This is a genomic window from Streptomyces sp. NPDC059861, from assembly GCF_042731435.1.
GTDB lineage: Bacteria > Actinomycetota > Actinomycetes > Streptomycetales > Streptomycetaceae > Streptomyces.
Genome location: NZ_JBHWJQ010000003.1, coordinates 126,157 through 142,296 on the forward strand (window position 1 = coordinate 126,157; position 16,140 = coordinate 142,296).

Consider the following 16,140-nt stretch of genomic DNA (forward strand, 5'->3'; position numbering starts at 1 on the left):
GTGCGGTCCGGTCAGGACTGCCGGAAGGTCTCCGTGGCCTGCCGGCGGCGCAGATCCTCCAGCGTGGCCTGCTGGCGTTCGGCCCGCGCCAGCAGGTCGTCCAGCTGTCCGGCGTCGAGCCGGCCGTCGGTCTCGGCCACCTGGCGGAGGGTCTGCCACGCGGCCGCCTTGCCCAGCACCCCGAGGCGCAGGCCCTCCAGCTCCACCAGCGAGGTCAGCGGCGAGCGGCCCACCAGGCGCCCGTTGCTCTTCAGCCGCCCGACCTTCTCCGCCGCCCAGGCCAGGGACACCTTGTAGTGCCGCACCGGCACGCCGAGCGTGTCCATGATCGCGAGCAGGCTCGCCCGGTCCTCGGTGATCTCCTGCGCGATGGTGCGCAGGACCGGGCCCGACGGCGACTCCTCCAGTGCTCCGGCCAGTGAACGGGCCCGGTCGGTGCCCGCGGTGGCGCCTGCCAGGTGGTCGTTGAGATAGATGCCCAGCAGGTCGGCGCCGTCCGTGCCGGTGCCGTCCGTGTGCGCTTGGTCGTTCATGTGCCCCTCTTTTCGGGCGAGCGGTGCGTCAGCTGTCCGGGCCGTGCTGCCTCGGCTCGATGCGCCGAGTACCCACTGCGTCCGGACCGGCTCACCCGCCCCGCTCAGCGCCGGGGAGCGCCGTACGCACGCTCCACCCGGAGCCGGATCACGAGGCGGCGGTCGCGGACCATGGCGGCGCGGTAGTCGTCCCAGTCGGAGTGCTCGCCACCGATGTCGCGGTAGAGGCGGACGAGTTCCTCGACCGTGTCGTCGTGCGGGTCGGCCGCGACGGGCGTGAGGTCTGCCGTGCCCTCGGCGACGGTGTAGGCCCAGTGGTCCCCCGTGGTCACGTGGTAGGAGGCGCGGGGGTCGCGGCGCAGGTTGCGGGTCTTGGCGCGGTCGTCGGTGACCGAGATCCGGATGGTCCGCTCGCCGGGGTGGTAGGCGTGCATCACGTTCGACAACTGGGGTCGGCCGTCCCGCCGGAGGGTGACCAGCACCCCGCTGTGGCCTTGGGTGAGCAGCTTCAGCAGTGCGTCCTCATTCATGACTCGCTCAACCTCGGCCCGAACTCCGCCATTCCCGGTCAGTAGACACTGTCTACGAGGCTTTGGTAGACAGTGTCTATGGATGAGAGCGAGTCCCCCGCCGGCCTGCGCGCCCGGCTCGTCGACGTCGGCGTCGACCTGGTGACCCGCGAGGGCGCCCAGGCGCTCACCCTGCGCGAGATCGCCCGCCGGGCCGGCGTCTCGCACGGAGCCCCGCGCCGCTACTTCCCCACGCACCTGGAGCTGCTGTCGGCCATCGCCCGCCGCGGCTTCACCGAACTCGCCGCCCGCACGACGACGCCCGCGGCGACGGACGGGGACCCGCGCGCACGGCTCGCCCGACTGGCCCGGACCTACCTGGAGTACGCGCTGGAGAACCCCGGCATGTACGAGCTGATGTTCCGCCACGACCTGCTGGAGAGCGGCCACCTGGGCCTGCGGGACACCAGCATTCCCCTGTTCGGCGTCCTGGTGGAGCTGGTCGGCCAGGTCCGCCCCGACGCCGACGCCCGGGCCGTCGCCGGAGCCCTCTGGGCTCAGCTGCACGGCATCGCCCAGCTGTGGACCTGGGGCAGCCTCCAACTGACCACCGGCGCCGACGACTTCGCCGCGCTCCTGCACACCGCCCTCGATGCCCACCTCGGTCCGGAGGGCGAGCGGTGAACCCCCGGCTCGCCCTGGTGAGCAGCGTGGTCGGTGCCATGGTCGTCGCCCTCGACGACACGGTGCTGACCATCGCGCAGCCCACCCTGCAACGGGACCTGGACGCGTCCTTCGCGCAGGTCCAGTGGACCAGCACCGGCTATCTGATCTCCGTCGCCGCCCTGCTGGTGTTCGCGGGACGCCTCGGCGACCGGTACGGCCACCGGCGGCTGTACGCCCTCGGCATGCTCGGCTTCGGCGCCACGTCGGCCGGTGTCGGGACGGCGGCCGACGTCGACTGGGTGATCGGACTGCGGGTCGCGCAGGGCGTCTGCGGCGCGCTGCTCCAGCCCGCCACGCTCGGCATGCTGCGCGCCGCGTTCCCGCCCGACCGGCTGCGCGGGCCCCTCGCCGTGCGGACCGCCGCCATCGGGCTGGCCGCCGCCGCGGGCCCGGTCGCCGGCGGGGCGCTCGTGCACTCCTTCGGCTGGCGGTCCGTTTTCCTCCTGAACGTCGTCCCGGCACTGGTCCTCGGCGTGCTCGCGCTCAGGGGCGGCGGCCGGGAACGTCGCCCACCGGTCACGCGGCTGGACCTGCCGGGCGCGCTGCTGCTCGCCACGGCCCTGGCCTGCCTGGTGCACTCGCTGGTCACGCGGACGCCCTCGACCTGCGTCGTGGCGGCGGTGGCAGCCGTGGCGTTCGCCGCCCATGAACGCCGTACCGCGCAGCCCCTGGTGCCCGCGGACGTCATCGGCTCATCTCCCGTCGCCGCCGCGCTCGGTGTGCTCACGGCGGCGTCCGCGGCCCTGTCGGGAACCCTCTTCGCCGGCACCTACGTCCTTCAGCGCGCCCTCGGCCTCGATCCGCTGCGCAGCGCCCTGCTCACCCTGCCGCTCGCGGTGCTGATGGTGGCGTCGGCGCCCCTGTGCGCGGTGCTGCTGCGCCGGGCGGGCGCGCGCCGAACGGCCGTGGCGGCGATGACCGTCCTCGCCCTGGGCGTCCTGGTGCTCGCCCCCGCCACCGGCCCGCTCCCCCTGGCCGCCGGATTCGCCTTGCTCGGCGCCGGGTTCGGCACGGTCATGGTGGCGGGGACCCATGTCGTCGTACGGCAGGCCCCCATGGCGTCGGCGGGGGTGGCGGGCGGTCTGCAGCAGACGGCGATGAACGTCGGGCCGGTGCTCGGCGTGGCGGTGGCGACGACGCTCATGGGCGCGGGCCGTGCGCCGTTGCCCGTCCTCGCCGGTCTCGCCGCGTGGGGTGCGGTGGTGGCTCTGCTGCTGCCGGGACGGGACGAGACGAAGGACGCGACTCGGGCACGTCGCGATCATCCTGCCGACCCTTTGCGCATTCCTGCGCGACGATGAGGTCTGAGGGTGCGCGGGCGGGGTATCTCCGATCCCACCTCGAAGAACGAAAGCGGAGGTAGGGCGATGGCAGTGCTGCGACAAGAGGTGGACCCGCGCGATGTGGGGCTGGACGGGAAGACACTGGACCGCATCGACCAGTACTTCGCCCACTACGTGGACGAGGGCAGACTGCCCGGCTTCCTCGTCTGCGTCGCGCGCGGCGGCCGGGTCGCGCACCTCACCGCGCACGGCCACCGTGACATGGCCGCCGGACTGCCCGTCGAGCCCGACACGCTGTGGCGGATCTACTCGATGACCAAGCCGTTCACCGCGGTCGCCGCGCTGATGCTGGTGGAGGACGGCCGGCTGTCGCTGGACGACCCGGTCGCCCGCCACCTGCCGGCCTTCGCCGACGCGCGGGTCTACGAGGGCGGCTCCGGCGCGGACACCCGGACCCGCCCGGCCGCCGGGCCGATGCTGATCCGGCACCTGATGACCCACACCTCGGGGCTGACCTTCGGCTTCTACCACTCGCACCCCGTCGACGCCCTCTACCGCGAGGCCGGTCTGGAGTCGTCGGTGCCGCCGGGTGCGAACCTCGCCGAGACGATCGACGTGTACGCGAGCCTGCCGCTGCAGTTCGAGCCGGGCACGCAGTGGAACTACTCGGTCGCCAGCAACGTCCTCGGCAGGGTCATCGAGGTGGTGTCGGGGCAGCCGCTCGACGTGCACCTGGCGGAGCGGATCTTCCGCCCGCTCGGGATGCCGGACGCCGGCTTCGAGGTCGACGGCCGACAGGCGGACCGGCTGGCCGAGATGTACGGGGAGAAGGAGGACGGCACCGGCATCGAGCCGATCCCCGGCCTGCCGCTGCGGGGCCGGCCGCGGTTCCTGTCGGGCAGTGGCGGCATGGTGGCGGGCGCCTACGACATGCACCGCTTCATGGAGCTGCTGCGCCGCCGCGGGGAACTCGACGGGGTACGGCTGCTCACCGCGCGGACGGTGGACATGATGACCTCCAACCAGCTCCCCGGCGGCGCCGACCTGCGCTCCTTCGGCAGCCACCCGGCCCACGACGAGCCCGGCAACGACGGCGTCGGCTTCGGCCTCGGCGTCTCCGTGGTCATCGCCCCGGACCGCACCCTTGCGCCCGCCGGGCTCGGCACCTTCGGCTGGACCGGGGTGGCGACCACGACGTTCTGGGTCGACCCGAGCCGGGATGTGACGGTGCAGTTCATGACGCAGGTGCGGCCCCGGACCTCGCACACCATGTTCCGCGACCTCAAGCAGCTGGTCCACGAGGCGGTCAAGGACGGGTGAACGGGATCCCGGCACGCGTGAGTTCGTCCAGCCACTGCTCGGACCGATCCGCCGTCCCGGCGGCCCGGCTGAGACCGGGCGGCAGCGAGCCGTCCAGGACGTGCCGGACGCCCACGGCCAGCGGGCGCGAGACACAGCGTGCCATCGCGCTCTCCTCCTCGTCCCCCACCAGGTCGAGGAGGTGACCGCCCGACCAGGTCCGCCCCGCCGCGCCGCGCACCTCCAAAGAGACGGCGAGCACGACCCGGTCCCGGTCGGCGTCCGTGGTCGGATGACGCCGCGCCAACTCCTGTGCCAGCGCGCCGATCCGGGCCTCGTCCCCGGCCCTGAGCTCCTCGAACACCTCGCCCCAGGCCTTCAGCCAGCCCTCGAGCCGCAGCGTGCCCCGCACGAAGGTGCGCGGCGTCCAGGCCGCCGGCAGCCCGTACTGGGCGATGAAGGGCACGCTGTCGCGGTTGGGGTAGGCCTCGAAGGTCTCGCCGCCGACGGCGTGCGGCCGCGTCGCCTCCCAGGGCCGCTCCGCGACGGCTTCCTCGCCGTCCTCGATGTACCGGGCGGGCGAGCGCAGCGCGCCCAGGACCCCGGCGGGCGCCCAGCTGAAGCGGTACCGGAAGTCGTTCGGCACCGCCGGGACACCACCGCAGTACGAGGTGAAGTGGTACGACGCCGGGTCCGCGTCGCCGATCGCCGCGCGCGCCCGGGCGACGAGGCTGTGCGCGAAGAGGTGGTCGATCCCCGGGTCGAGGCCCGCCTCGGTGAGGACGACCAGCCCGGCCCGGGTGGCCGCGGGCACCTGCTCGAGCACCGCTTCGGACACATAGCTGGAGCAGGCGAAATGGGCGCTCCGCGCGACGCAGGCCGCGAGCAGCGCGGCGTGGTCGGACGCGGGGAGCATCGACACGACGACGTCGCCGGGCGCCAGTTCGGCGGTGAGCGCGGCGAGCGTGTGGGCGCGGGGTTCGGCGCGGCCGGTGAGACCCAGCCGGCCGAGGGCTTCGGCGGCGCGGTCCCGGGTGCGGTGCCACAGCCGTACCCGCTCGGCGGTGTCGCACAGCATGGCCGGTCCGCTGCCGGTGGACAGCCCGGCGCCGACCCAGTGGACCGTGCCGCTAGCGGGAACACGCCCGTCAGTCACCTCGGGACTCCCCCTTCGTGACGGCCGATTCGCTGATCGCCGCCTGGAACCGTTCGCGGCAGCGGCCCCACGCCCCGCCCGTGTGGAAGTCGAGAAGCTGGGGCGTGAGCGCCGCCGAGAAGTCGGTGCTGGACTCCTTCGGCAGCAGGGACGGCAGGTTGTCGATGGCGATCAGGTCGAGCTCGGGCTTCTTGCGCAGCCGCCGTACGGGCTCGGCCCAGTCGGTGACGCGGTCGTAGACCGGCAGGACGTTGAGCGGCGAGCCGACGTCGCAGGTGACGTCGCAGACCGTGCGCAGCCGCCGGGCGGGGCCGTCGAGGTCCTGCTCGCGCAGGAACGCCGGGACCGGGGTGGTGGCGAGCACCGCGTTGACCAGGACGTCGTGGCCCAGCAGGGCCGGGCGGTCCAGGGCGCGGGTCTCGGCGAGGTCCCAGCAGGTGGGCTCCACGCCGGCCGACCGGAGGGCGACGCGCGCGCCCCGTCCGCTGCGGCCCAGGGCGCCGATGACGAGTGCCGTGAGGTCCGTGTCCCCGGCGTCCCCGGCGGCGGGGCGCAGGGTCTCGTCCAGTTCGTCCTTGCCGGTGGGTGTCAGGGGGGCGGTGAGCCGCCCGCGGTGCTGGAGGACGGCGAGCGCGGCGCCCAGGTAGCCGGCCCAGTAGCCGAAGGCGGCCAGCCGGCGGCCGTCGTCGTCGACCAGGTACTCCAGGTCGAGCAGGGTCCCGCCACCGGTGGTGAAGCGACGCAGCAGGTCGGCGGCGCCGGGCTGGCCCTTGTAGGCGTGGCCGAAGCAGATGTGCCGGTGGGTCAGGGCGTGCGGCTGCTCCGGGAGTTCCTTCAGGCCGAGGATCACGGTGTCGGGCGGCGCCGACGCCCAGGAGCCGGGGGCCGTGACGCGGCAGCCGGCCGCCTCGTACTCCTCGACGGGAAACACCCGCTGGGGTGACTCCTCGACAGTGACGGTGACCCCGCTCCCGGTCAGTCGGCCCGCGTCGGCGGGGACGATCGGCGTGCGGCGTTCGGTGCGGCGGGTCTCGTGGCGCAGCCACAGGTGCAGCTCGGTCATACGAGGTTGGCCTCCGGGCGCGGGGCGCCGGTCGCGAAGCGGTCGGCGCTCAGGGGGCGGACGTCCACGAAGGGTACGCGGCCGAGGTACAGGTCGCGGACGACCTCGCCGACGGCCGGGCCCTGGAGGAAGCCATGGCCGGAGAAGCCGGTCGCGTACAGGAAGCGGGACGGTGAAGACGCCTCGCCGATCAGGGCGTTGTGGTCCGGGGTGATCTCGTACAGACCGGCCCAGCCGCCGGTGCGGCGCAGGTCGAGAAGGGCGGGGGCGCGCCGGGCCATGGCGTCGCACAGGCCGGGGATCCAGCGGTCGTGGGTGTCGGTGGCGAAGCCCGGGGTCTCGTCCGGGTCGGACATGCCGACGAGCAGGCCGGGGCCCTCGGTGTGGAAGTAGAGGCTGGTGCAGAAGTCGATGGTCATGGGGAGCGCCGGCGGCAGGCCGGGGACCGGTTCGGTGACCGCGATCTGGCGGCGCAGCGGCTCCACCGGCAGGTCGACGCCGACCGTCGCGGCGAGCTGCCCCGACCAGGCGCCGGCCGCGCAGATCACCGTGTCGGTGGCGATCCGGCCCCTACTGGTCATGACGGCGGTGATGGAGTCGCCGTGCAGTTCGATGCCGGTGACCTCGCAGTGCCGCAGGACGGTGGCCCCGTGGCGGCGGGCGGTGGCCGCGTAGCCGTGGACGACGGCCTCGGGGGTGCAGTGGCCGTCGTCGGGCGAGTAGGCGGCGGCCAGCAGTCCGTCGGTGGTGATCAGCGGCGACAGGCGGCGGGCCTCGGCCGGGTCGGTCAGCCGGCTGGGCACGCCGAGGTCGTTCTGCAGCCGCACGCCCGCCTCGAACGCGGCGACCTCCTGCGGCGTCGACAGCAGGAAGAGGTACCCGACCCGGTGCAGGCCGATGTCGTAGCCGGTGTCCTGCTCGAAGCGGCCGAACGCCTCCAGGCTGCGCGCGCCGAGCTGGATGTTGAGTTCGTCGGAGAACTGCGCCCGCACTCCGCCGGCCGCCTTCGAGGTGGAGCCGCAGGCGAGTTCGCCGCGCTCGACCAGGACCACGTCGGGGACGCCGGCGCGGGCCAGGTGGCAGGCGACGCTGGTGCCCATCACGCCACCGCCGACGACGACGACCGAGGCTCGTTCCACCACGCGGTGCTCCTTCGGGCGGGGTTGCCCCGGCATGCTCACCGGGGCTGCTCTCCCGTATCCCCCTTCTGTCCGCTCAGGACACTTCCCGCTCCGGGTCAGGACCAGTGCGCGACCGCGTCCAGGTGCGGCAGATGGTGGTCCAGTCGCTCCCGCTTCGTCCGCAGATACGTGATGTTGTTCTCGCACGGCGGGATCAGCAGCGGCACCTGCTCGGCGACCGTGATGCCGTGCCGCACCAGTGCCTCCCGCTTGCGCGGGTTGTTGGACATCAGCCGTACGGAGGACACGCCGAGGTCGCGCAGGATCTCCGCGGCGACGCCGTAGTCACGGGCGTCGACCGGCAGGCCGAGCGCCAGGTTGGCCTCGACGGTGTCCAGGCCCTCCGCCTGGAGGGCCATCGCGCGCAGCTTGCCGAGCAGGCCGATGCCGCGGCCCTCGTGCCCTCTCAAGTAGACGACGACGCCGCGTCCTTCGGCGGCGACGGCCCGCAGGGCGGAGGCGAGCTGGTCGCCGCACTCGCAGTGCTGGGAGCCGAAGGCGTCACCGGTGAGGCACTCCGAGTGCAGCCGGGTGAGGACGTCCTCGGTGCCGATGTCGCCGTACACCAGGGCCACTTGTTCGTCGCCGCGGTCGTGGTCGAGGTAGCCGACGGCCCGGAATTGCCCGTACACCGTGGGCAGTGGCGCATTCACGATGCGTTCCACACCGGTGCGCTGAGCTGACTTCTTGCCTATGACGCCGATGTTTTCTGTCATGATCTGTTTCCTAAGCAGAGATGAAAGGCCGTGAAGAAATGAGTGGTTCGGAAATACGGTCGGCGGGATCGGGCGCGGTGCGGCACGGTCTGCTGCCCGGGGACACCTCGGAGGACGTACGGACGCGGGGCGCCGATGTCTCACGGCAGGTCGCCGTCCTTCCCATCGGCAGTTTCGAACAGCACGGGCCGTACCTTCCGTTGGCAACCGACACGCTCGTCGCCTGCGCCGTCGCGCGGGAGATCGCGGACACGTACCCCGTGCACCTCCTTCCTCCGGTGACGATCTCCTGCTCGCACGAGCACGCGGCCTGGCCGGGCACCGTCAGCATCTCCTCCGTGACCCTTCACGCGGTGGTACGGGACATAGCCGAGTCGCTCCGCCGCTCGGGCGTCGAGGCGCTGGTCCTCGTCAACGGGCACGGTGGAAACTACGTCCTGGGAAACGTCGTTCAGGAATCCTCCGCGCGAGGTGAGCGAATGGCGTTGTTCCCGGCCGCGGAGGACTGGGAGACGGCACGGGAGCGGGCCGGGGTGCGGACCTCGCTGCTCACCGACATGCATGCGGGGGAAATCGAGACCTCCATCCTTCTGCACACTCATCCGGAATTGGTCAGGCCCGGACATGAGAGCGCCGATTTCGTGGCGGACGACCGGCGTCATCTGCTCAGCCTGGGTATGTCCGCCTATACCGATTCGGGCGTCATCGGCCGTCCTTCACTGGGGGACGCGGAAAAGGGCAAGGTGCTGCTGGCGAGCCTGACGGAATCGTTCGGAGCGTATTTCTCCCTGCTGCTGGGCGACCCGGAGTAGCCCGGACGGCTGCGCGGGCCCGTGTACCAGCGGGCCACGAGGACGAGGACGCCGGGCAGGCTCGCCACGAGGCTCAGCACGCCGTACACCACCGCGACGGCCAGTCCGTTGCCCGCGCCGAGCCCGGCGGCGCCGAACGCCCAGGCGGTGACGCCCTCGCGCGGCCCCCAGCCGCCGACGTTGAGCGGCAGGCTCATCGCGAGCAGCGCGAGCACCGCGAGCGGCAGCAGTACGACGACGGAGGCACCGGTGCCGGTGACCCGGGCGGCGAGCAGGAACATCGCCACGTAGCCCGCGAGGACCACGACGGACGAGCCGATGACGCCGGGCCCGTTGCGGCGGGACAGCAGGGCGTCGCGGGCCTCGTCGAGCAGGGCGCGGCGCCGGCGGGCGGCCGGGGTCCGGTTCATGCGCACGGCCAGACCGATCGCGAGGGCACCGGCCGCGGCGACCACCAGCAGCAGGACTATGTGCCGGGTCTCGTCGAGCACCGGGGACGGGACGGTCAGCAGGACCGCCACCCCGGCCCCGGCCAGCACCACCTGGCCCGCGGTCCGTTCCAGGACGACCGAGCGGACGCCGCGGCCGAGGTCGCCGGCGCTCCGGCCGTGCCGCACCGCCCGGTGCACGTCGCCGAGGATGCCGCCCGGGAGGGCCGCGTTGAGGAACAGGGCGCGGTAGTAGTCGGCCAGCGCCGGTCCCAACGGCAGCCGGATGTGCAGGCTGCGCGCCACCAACTGCCAGCGCCAGGCGCTGAACGCGGTGGTGAGCAGGCCGATGCCGAGGGCCGCCAGCAGCGTGAGGGCGTCGATCCGGCGCAGCCCGTCGAGGAGGACGCCGGTTCCCATGCGCCACATCAGGACGGCGAGGATGGCGACACCGGCGAGCGTGCCGAGGTGGGTGCGCAGGGCGCGGGCGGTGAGCCGGGCACGTGGGCGCGGGGGGACGTGGACCGCCCGCGCCGGTGTGGGGGCGCTCACCGTCGGGGCGCTCATGACGCCCCGCCCGCCGGCCGGGCCAGCGCCAGGAGGTCGCTGTGGTGGACGGTGACGCGCAACTCGCCCGCCGCGCACTCCGCGAGACGGGCGGCGAGGTACTTCCCGGCCGGCGCCGCCAGTTCGGGGCGCTCCTCGACGGCCGCGCCGACCCAACCGCGCAGCCACTGGGCGGTCAGCTCGGCCTCGTCGGGGCCGAGCCGCCAGGGGCTGGGCTGTACGTGCACGGTCGCGCCGTGCTCGGCGAAGGCGTCGCACGCCGCCGTGACCGCGTCCGGGCCGAGCAGGCCGCCCCGGCGCTGGTGCGCGTTGAACGCCTCGGTGATCTGCGCGTCGAGGGGGTGCGGGGGGGTGAGTTCGACGCGGCCGGCCACCGACAGCGTGAGCAGCGCCGGGCAGCCGGCCCCGGTGCAGGCGGCGGCGAGGGTGTCGATCTCCTCGCCGGTGAGGACGTCGAGCAGTGCGGAGGCGGTGACCAGCGAGGCGCCGGCCAGTGCCTCCGGGGTGAGGCGGGCGACGTCGCCGCGCCGGGTCTCGACGGTGACGCGGCTGCCGTCGGCGCCGGACCGCGGGGAGGCGACGGCGGCGAAGTGCAGGAGGTAGGGGTCGCGGTCGTGCAGGATCCAGTGCTGGGCCCCGTCGAGCCGGGGGGCGAGCCAGCGCCCCATCGAGCCGGTGCCGCAGCCCAAGTCGTGCACGACGATACCGCCTGCCCGCGCCGGCAGGTTGGCCAGATGGACGCGCAGCGGATCGAGCAGGTCGTTCGCCCGCGCGGCCGCGTCGGCGCCTTCGCGCAACTCCAGCCACTCGGGCGCGTAGCGCGGCTGCTCCTCCCCGGGCTCGGCCTCCCGCAGCCGCAGGGTGGGGCGCTCCCCGGGGCGGGGGCCGGCGGGGCCGGCACCGGGGATGACGGTGGCCGGGCCGGGCGTCGGCCCGTCGGCGGACGCGGCGTCCGTCGCGGTGCCGACGCCGGGCTGCGCGGGGATCGCCCCGGTGTTCCCGGTGTCCTGTGCAGCTGTCGTCGTTCCGTTCATGCCGCCCTCCGGGGTTCGCTGGGGAGCCGGCTCAGGACGCCGGCGAGGTGCTTCGCGGTCGTCGCCCAGCCGTCGAGCGCGGCACGACGGCCCCGGGCGGCGGACTTCAGACGGCGGCGTACGTCGGCCTCGCCGAACCAGTGGCGCAGTTCGGCGGCGAGCGCGGCGGGGTCCTCCGGGGGGACCAGGATGCCGGGGACGCCGCCGTCGGGGGCGCGGCCGAGCGCCTCGGGGATGCCCCCGACGTCCGTGGCCAGCACCGGGATGCCGCGCGCGAGTGCCTCGGTGACCGCCATGCCGTAGGTCTCGGCGTAGGAGGCGAGGACCATCAGGTCGGCGGCCGAGTAGCTGGCGTCGAGGTCGGCGCCGGACCGGGGGCCCGCCAGCTGGATGCGGTCCTGCAGACCGTGCCGTGCGATCAGGTCCCGCAGATGCGCGACGTACTCCGGGTCCTGACCCAGCCCACCGACGCACACGCAGCTCCACGGCAGGTCGGTGACCTGGGCGAGCGCCTCGACCAGCCGGTGCTGCCCCTTGCGCGGGGTGACGGCGGCGACGCAGAGCAGGCGGGAGACGCCGTCGGTGCCGGAGGCGAGGGGGGCGATGTCGGCGCCGGGGGCGGCGACATGGACGCGGTCGGGGGCCAGGCCGTGGTGGGCGACCAGCCGGCGGACCGCCCAGTCGCTGGTGGCGATCACGGCGCCGACGGCCCGCAGGACCGTGCGTTCCTTGGCGTCGAGTTCGGCGGCCACCGCGGGGGCGAGTCCCGTCTCGTCGCCGAGCGGCAGGTGCACCAGGACGGCGATCCGCAGCCGTTCGGCCTCGGGGACGACGATCTCCGGTACGCCGCAGGCGACCAGCCCGTCGAGCAGCACCACCGCGCCGTCCGGCAGGTCCCGCAGCGCGCGGGCGAGTTCCGTGCGGGCGGCGGCGCCCGGCCGCGGCCAGGAACCGTCCACCGGCTGCTTGTGGGCCCGCCAGCCGAACCCGGGCAGGTCCAGGCAGACCCGCCGGTCGTAGGCGTTGCCGCCGCTGGGCATGGCCGGGTCGTCGACACCGCCCGGCATGACGAAGTGCGCGGTACGCAGGGACATGGGGACGATCTCGCCGTTCCTGGGGGCCGCCTGGGCGGGCACGAGGGAGAGCTTCTCCACGGTCGTGTCGGTCACAGGGCACGCTCGTGACTGGCCCAGGCGACATGCGACTCGTGCAGGGTGACCGAGATGCCCGTGAGCCCCCTCGCCCCCTCCCCCAGCGCGCCCTTGTGCACGCGCTCGGCGAGCCGGTCGGCGACGACCTTCGCCAGGAACTCGGTGGAGGTGTTGATTCCTGCGAACTCGGGCTCGTTGTCGAGGTTGCGGTAGTTCAGCTCGCTGACCACGGCGCCGAGTTCCTGCGTGGCCAGTCCGATGTCGACGACGATGTTGTCGTCGTCCAGCTGCTCGCGCCGGAACGTGGCGTCCACCAGGAACGTCGCTCCGTGCAGGCGCTGCGCGGGGCCGAAGACCTCGCCGCGGAAGCTGTGGGCGATCATGATGTGATCGCGGACGGTGACACTGAACAACGGACGACCCTCCAGGTGCGGGGCATGGATGCCGAGTAGTACGGCTCGTGTCCTTCCCATGTTCAGCGGCTCGTACCTCTTTTCTGAGGTCAGGCGCTTTCGGGGTACCGCACCCGGTGGCAGAGCGCCGGGATCTCCCCGGAGGCGAGCCGGGGCAGCACGACCGGGAGTTCCTCGAAGGCGCTCTCACCGGTGACGAGCGCGTCGAGCGACGGGTCGGCGAGCAGGTCGAGGGCGAGGCCGAGCCGGTCGGCGTACGTGCGGCCGGGGCGGGCCGGGGAGACGGTGCCGACCTGGCTGCTGCGGATCGTCAGGCGCCGGGAGTGGAAGGCCTCGCCCAGCGGGAGGGCGACGCGCCGGTCCCCGTACCAGCTGAGCTCGATCACCGTGCCCTCGGGGGCGAGCAGTTCCAGGGACCGGGAGAGGCCCTGCTCACTCGCGCTGGCGTGCACGACGAGGTCGCACTCGCCGAGGGCGGCGGCGGGTTCGGCGAAACCGACGCCGAGCGCCTTCGCGACCTCGGCCCGGGCGGGGTCGGCGTCCACCAACTGCACCCGTACACCGGGGAAGCGGGCCAGCAGCGCGGCGACCGAGCAGCCGACCATGCCGCCGCCGACCACGGCGATCCGGTCGCCGACCAGGGGGGCCGCGTCCCACAGCGCGTTGACGGCGGTCTCCACGGTGCCGGCGAGCACGGCACGGTGGGCGGGCACGCGCTCCGGTACGGGGGTCACGGCGGCTGCCGGGACGACGTACCGCGTCTGGTGCGGGTAGAGGCAGAAGACGGTACGGCCGGCCAGCTCCGGAGGTCCCTCCTCCACCACGCCGACGTTGAGGTAGCCGTACTTCACCGGCGCGGGGAAGTCGCCCTCCTGGAACGGTGCCCGCATGGCCGTGTGCTGGCTCTGCGGGACCCCGCCCCGGAAGACCAGCGTCTCCGTGCCGCGGCTGACGCCGGAGAAGAGTGAGCGGACCAGTACCTCGCCCTCGGCGGGAGCCGGGAGTTCGACATCCCGGATCTCTCCCTGCCCCGGAGAGCTGAGCCAGAACGCCCGTGCGGCGCGGATCATCGGCGTTCCTCCTGAACGATCGGCAAGCGGTGCACGTACGGAGGTGTGCACAGGCCGCGCACAGTACGCGGCGGTGATCGACTCTGTCACCTGGCCGGAGGATGTGCGGTGGCCCTGAACAACACTTTTGACGCGAGGCTGGTCCAGCAGGAGACCGCGGTGGGCGCGGGCGTGCAGATCCTGCTGCTGGCCGTGCTCGGATCGGCGATCGGCCTGGGAACGGCGGGCTGGCTCACCGGCCTCGCCTTCGCGATCGCCGGCTGGGCGGTGCTCTCGCGGGCCCTGCACCGGTCGGGGCTGCGGTCGTTCGGCCCGGCCAACCGGGTCACCCTCGGCCGGGCCACCCTGGTCGGCGGGGTGACCGCGCTGGTCGCCGACTCCTTCGAGAGCGCGCCGCCGGTCACGCTGCTGGTCGGCCTGACGGCGGTGGCGCTGATCCTCGACGGGGTGGACGGCAAGGTCGCGCGCCGCACCGGCACGTCGTCGGCGCTCGGGGCACGCTTCGACATGGAGGTCGACGCGTTCCTGATCCTGGTCCTGAGCGTGTACGTGTCGATGTCACTGGGGCCGTGGGTGCTGCTGATCGGCGGCATGCGCTACGCCTTCGTCGCCGCCGCCCGCTTCCAGCCGTGGCTGAACGCCCCGCTCCCGCCGAGCACGGCACGCAAGACGGTGGCCGCGGCGCAGGGAGTGTTCCTGCTGGTGGCGGGCGCCGATCTGCTGCCGTGGGCGGGCAACGCGGCGGTGGTGGGGCTGGCGTTGGGGCTGCTGGTGTGGTCGTTCGGGCGGGATGTGGGGTGGCTGTGGCGGGCGGCGCGGGTCCGACACGTCCCGGAGACGGCCCGCAAGGCGGAGCAGGCGGGGCGGGTGCTGGAGCCGGTGGCGGGGTGAGGGGGCAGGTGGAAGGTCGTCACAGCCGAGGTGAGCGTCGCCCGGCTGCAGTCACCTAGATGACCGGGACGGTTGGAGCGCGGCGAGCAGCATCGGCAGGGACGCGTGGAGTTCGCGCTCCCAGTACGCCCAGGTGTGGGTGCCGGGGCCGTAGAAGTGGGTCGTGAGCCGCTTGGCGCCCACGCGCTGCAACTCATCGGCCAGCGCCTGGTTCTGGCGGTTGAAGTCGGCCTCCAGGGCGTTGGTGGCGCCCGGTGGGTCGAGCGGGCCCGCCGTGCCGTCGCCGCACGACAGGTACACGGGGAGCGACTTGAGTCGCCCGGCCAGGTGGAACGGGTCGTGGGCCTGCCAGATGCGGCGCTGGGCCACCGGGTCGCCCCAGACCCGCAGCGGGTCGTTGCCCTGGCCGGCGAAGAGGCCCATGATGCGGTTGACCGACTCGTCGTTCAGCAAGGGGTGCGCCGAGCCGGAGTACGCGGCGGTCGCCTTGAACATGCCCGGGTGCCGGGCGGCGTAGAGCAGGGCGCCCTGGCCGCCCATCGACAGGCCCGCCACGACGCGGTTGCTTCCGGCGCCCCAGTCACGCTCCAGGAGCCGTCGGAGTTCCTTGGTGTGGAAGGTCTCCCACCCGGGGTCGCCGCCCTCGCCGTGGTTCCACCAGTCGCTGTACCAGCCGTTCCAGCCTGCCTCCGGCATCACGACGAGGACGTCGCGCAGGCTGTCGACCTCCGCGACGTCGGTCATGCGGGTCCATGAGGTGTAGTCGCCGCAGCAGCCGTGCAGCAGCCAGAACGTCGGCCAGTGTCGGCGCCGGTCGTCGGGGTTCCAGCCGTCCGGGGTGAGAAGGCGGACCTTCACGGTGCGGCCGCCCAGGGCGGTCGACCGCACCGACAGGTCGACCTGCCGGTCCGCGACCTGGGTGACCGCGACGACCTCGGCGCCGCCCCGTCCCGAGGAGGGGGCCGCCCCGGCGCCGGTGCCGGACGGCGTGGGCGCGGGCGCGGGCGCGGTGGCGAGCGTCGGTGCGGCAGGCGCGACGGTCGCGAGCAGTACGGCGAGGACGAGCAGGACACGGGATCGAAGGGGGGTCAGGACGGCGGTCACGTTCGTGATCACATCGGCTCCCTGCGGTGTGCTTTGCTGCTGCCCGGACAGATCGGCGAAGCGGCTGTGCAGCATGGTGCCATCGAACGGGCCCGCGCGGGAGGCGAGCCGCCCGGGGCCGCCGGGCGCCCCCGACCCCGCCGGGACCCCCCACATTTTAACCCCCCCCCCCCCCCCCACCACCAGACCCCCGGGCCCCCCACC

Annotated in this window: 16 protein-coding genes and 1 pseudogene; 5 read left to right on the forward strand and 12 right to left on the reverse strand. The window is 73.7% G+C overall.

Annotation, left to right across the window (positions count from 1 at the left end):
• Nucleotides 1-11 precede the first annotated feature (11 nt).
• Nucleotides 12-533, reverse strand: coding sequence for a hypothetical protein (locus tag ACFV6X_RS03920; protein ID WP_385377188.1), 522 nt, complete (start codon nucleotides 531-533; stop codon nucleotides 12-14).
• A gap of 104 nt (nucleotides 534-637) precedes the next feature.
• Entirely contained in the window at nucleotides 638-1,063 is a 426-nt protein-coding gene (locus ACFV6X_RS03925; RefSeq protein ID WP_385377191.1) for a PPOX class F420-dependent oxidoreductase, read from the reverse strand.
• A 78-nt stretch (nucleotides 1,064-1,141) separates the two neighbouring features.
• Between ACFV6X_RS03925 and ACFV6X_RS03930 the strand changes: the two genes are divergently transcribed.
• The 3 genes from ACFV6X_RS03930 (at nucleotide 1,142) to ACFV6X_RS03940 (ending at nucleotide 4,371) form a co-directional block, all read left to right on the forward strand.
• Nucleotides 1,142-1,726 carry a TetR/AcrR family transcriptional regulator gene (locus ACFV6X_RS03930; RefSeq protein ID WP_385377193.1) on the forward strand — a complete coding sequence of 195 codons (585 nt, stop codon included), beginning with the start codon at nucleotides 1,142-1,144 and terminating at the stop codon, nucleotides 1,724-1,726.
• Entirely contained in the window at nucleotides 1,723-3,069 is a 1,347-nt protein-coding gene (locus tag ACFV6X_RS03935) for an MFS transporter (protein ID WP_385377196.1), read from the forward strand. Before ACFV6X_RS03930 ends, ACFV6X_RS03935 begins: the two co-directional genes overlap by 4 nt.
• A 66-nt stretch (nucleotides 3,070-3,135) precedes the next feature.
• Complete coding sequence (locus ACFV6X_RS03940; protein WP_385377198.1) at nucleotides 3,136-4,371, forward strand: serine hydrolase domain-containing protein; 1,236 nt, start codon at nucleotides 3,136-3,138, stop codon at nucleotides 4,369-4,371.
• Here ACFV6X_RS03940 and ACFV6X_RS03945 read toward each other — a convergent pair.
• The 4 genes from ACFV6X_RS03945 to ribA form a co-directional block, all read right to left on the reverse strand.
• Entirely contained in the window at nucleotides 4,358-5,506 is a 1,149-nt protein-coding gene (locus tag ACFV6X_RS03945) for a saccharopine dehydrogenase family protein (protein WP_385377201.1), read from the reverse strand. The genes ACFV6X_RS03940 and ACFV6X_RS03945 overlap by 14 nt on opposite strands.
• Nucleotides 5,499-6,569 carry a saccharopine dehydrogenase gene (locus ACFV6X_RS03950; RefSeq protein ID WP_385377203.1) on the reverse strand — a complete coding sequence of 357 codons (1,071 nt, stop codon included), beginning with the start codon at nucleotides 6,567-6,569 and terminating at the stop codon, nucleotides 5,499-5,501. The genes ACFV6X_RS03945 and ACFV6X_RS03950 overlap by 8 nt, the downstream gene beginning before the upstream one ends.
• Nucleotides 6,566-7,711 (reverse strand): NAD(P)/FAD-dependent oxidoreductase, encoded by a 1,146-nt coding sequence (locus tag ACFV6X_RS03955; RefSeq protein ID WP_385377206.1) that lies wholly within the window; start codon nucleotides 7,709-7,711, stop codon nucleotides 6,566-6,568. Before ACFV6X_RS03955 ends, ACFV6X_RS03950 begins: the two co-directional genes overlap by 4 nt.
• A 95-nt stretch (nucleotides 7,712-7,806) precedes the next feature.
• Nucleotides 7,807-8,466, reverse strand: a complete 660-nt coding sequence (ribA, locus tag ACFV6X_RS03960; RefSeq protein WP_385377208.1) for a GTP cyclohydrolase II — start codon at nucleotides 8,464-8,466, stop codon at nucleotides 7,807-7,809.
• A 38-nt stretch (nucleotides 8,467-8,504) separates the two neighbouring features.
• Between ribA and ACFV6X_RS03965 the strand changes: the two genes are divergently transcribed.
• Complete coding sequence (locus tag ACFV6X_RS03965) at nucleotides 8,505-9,278, forward strand: creatininase family protein (RefSeq protein ID WP_385377211.1); 774 nt, start codon at nucleotides 8,505-8,507, stop codon at nucleotides 9,276-9,278.
• A 110-nt stretch (nucleotides 9,279-9,388) separates the two neighbouring features.
• Here ACFV6X_RS03965 and ACFV6X_RS03970 read toward each other — a convergent pair.
• The 5 genes and pseudogenes from ACFV6X_RS03970 to ACFV6X_RS03990 all read right to left on the reverse strand — a co-directional run.
• Nucleotides 9,389-10,273 (reverse strand): annotated as a pseudogene (locus ACFV6X_RS03970) (lysylphosphatidylglycerol synthase domain-containing protein); the annotation flags it as partial.
• Nucleotides 10,270-11,307, reverse strand: coding sequence for a class I SAM-dependent methyltransferase (locus ACFV6X_RS03975; protein WP_385377214.1), 1,038 nt, complete (start codon nucleotides 11,305-11,307; stop codon nucleotides 10,270-10,272). The pseudogene ACFV6X_RS03970 and the gene ACFV6X_RS03975, both read right to left, overlap by 4 nt.
• Nucleotides 11,304-12,476 (reverse strand): glycosyltransferase family 4 protein, encoded by a 1,173-nt coding sequence (locus tag ACFV6X_RS03980; RefSeq protein ID WP_385377216.1) that lies wholly within the window; start codon nucleotides 12,474-12,476, stop codon nucleotides 11,304-11,306. Before ACFV6X_RS03980 ends, ACFV6X_RS03975 begins: the two co-directional genes overlap by 4 nt.
• The gene (locus ACFV6X_RS03985) at nucleotides 12,473-12,871 is read right to left on the reverse strand and encodes a 6-pyruvoyl tetrahydropterin synthase family protein (RefSeq protein WP_385377219.1); all 399 of its coding nucleotides are present in this window, start codon (nucleotides 12,869-12,871) and stop codon (nucleotides 12,473-12,475) included. The genes ACFV6X_RS03980 and ACFV6X_RS03985 overlap by 4 nt, the downstream gene beginning before the upstream one ends.
• A gap of 89 nt (nucleotides 12,872-12,960) precedes the next feature.
• Complete coding sequence (locus ACFV6X_RS03990; protein ID WP_385377222.1) at nucleotides 12,961-13,941, reverse strand: zinc-binding alcohol dehydrogenase; 981 nt, start codon at nucleotides 13,939-13,941, stop codon at nucleotides 12,961-12,963.
• Between the two features lie 108 nt (nucleotides 13,942-14,049).
• On the opposite strand from ACFV6X_RS03990, the gene ACFV6X_RS03995 reads away from it, so the two are divergent.
• A complete protein-coding gene (locus ACFV6X_RS03995; RefSeq protein ID WP_385377225.1) occupies nucleotides 14,050-14,832 on the forward strand; it encodes a CDP-alcohol phosphatidyltransferase family protein in 783 nt (260 codons plus the stop codon).
• 51 nt (nucleotides 14,833-14,883) lie between these two features.
• Here ACFV6X_RS03995 and ACFV6X_RS04000 read toward each other — a convergent pair whose 3' ends face one another.
• Nucleotides 14,884-15,936, reverse strand: a complete 1,053-nt coding sequence (locus ACFV6X_RS04000; protein WP_385377513.1) for an alpha/beta hydrolase — start codon at nucleotides 15,934-15,936, stop codon at nucleotides 14,884-14,886.
• Nucleotides 15,937-16,140: the final 204 nt, after the last annotated feature.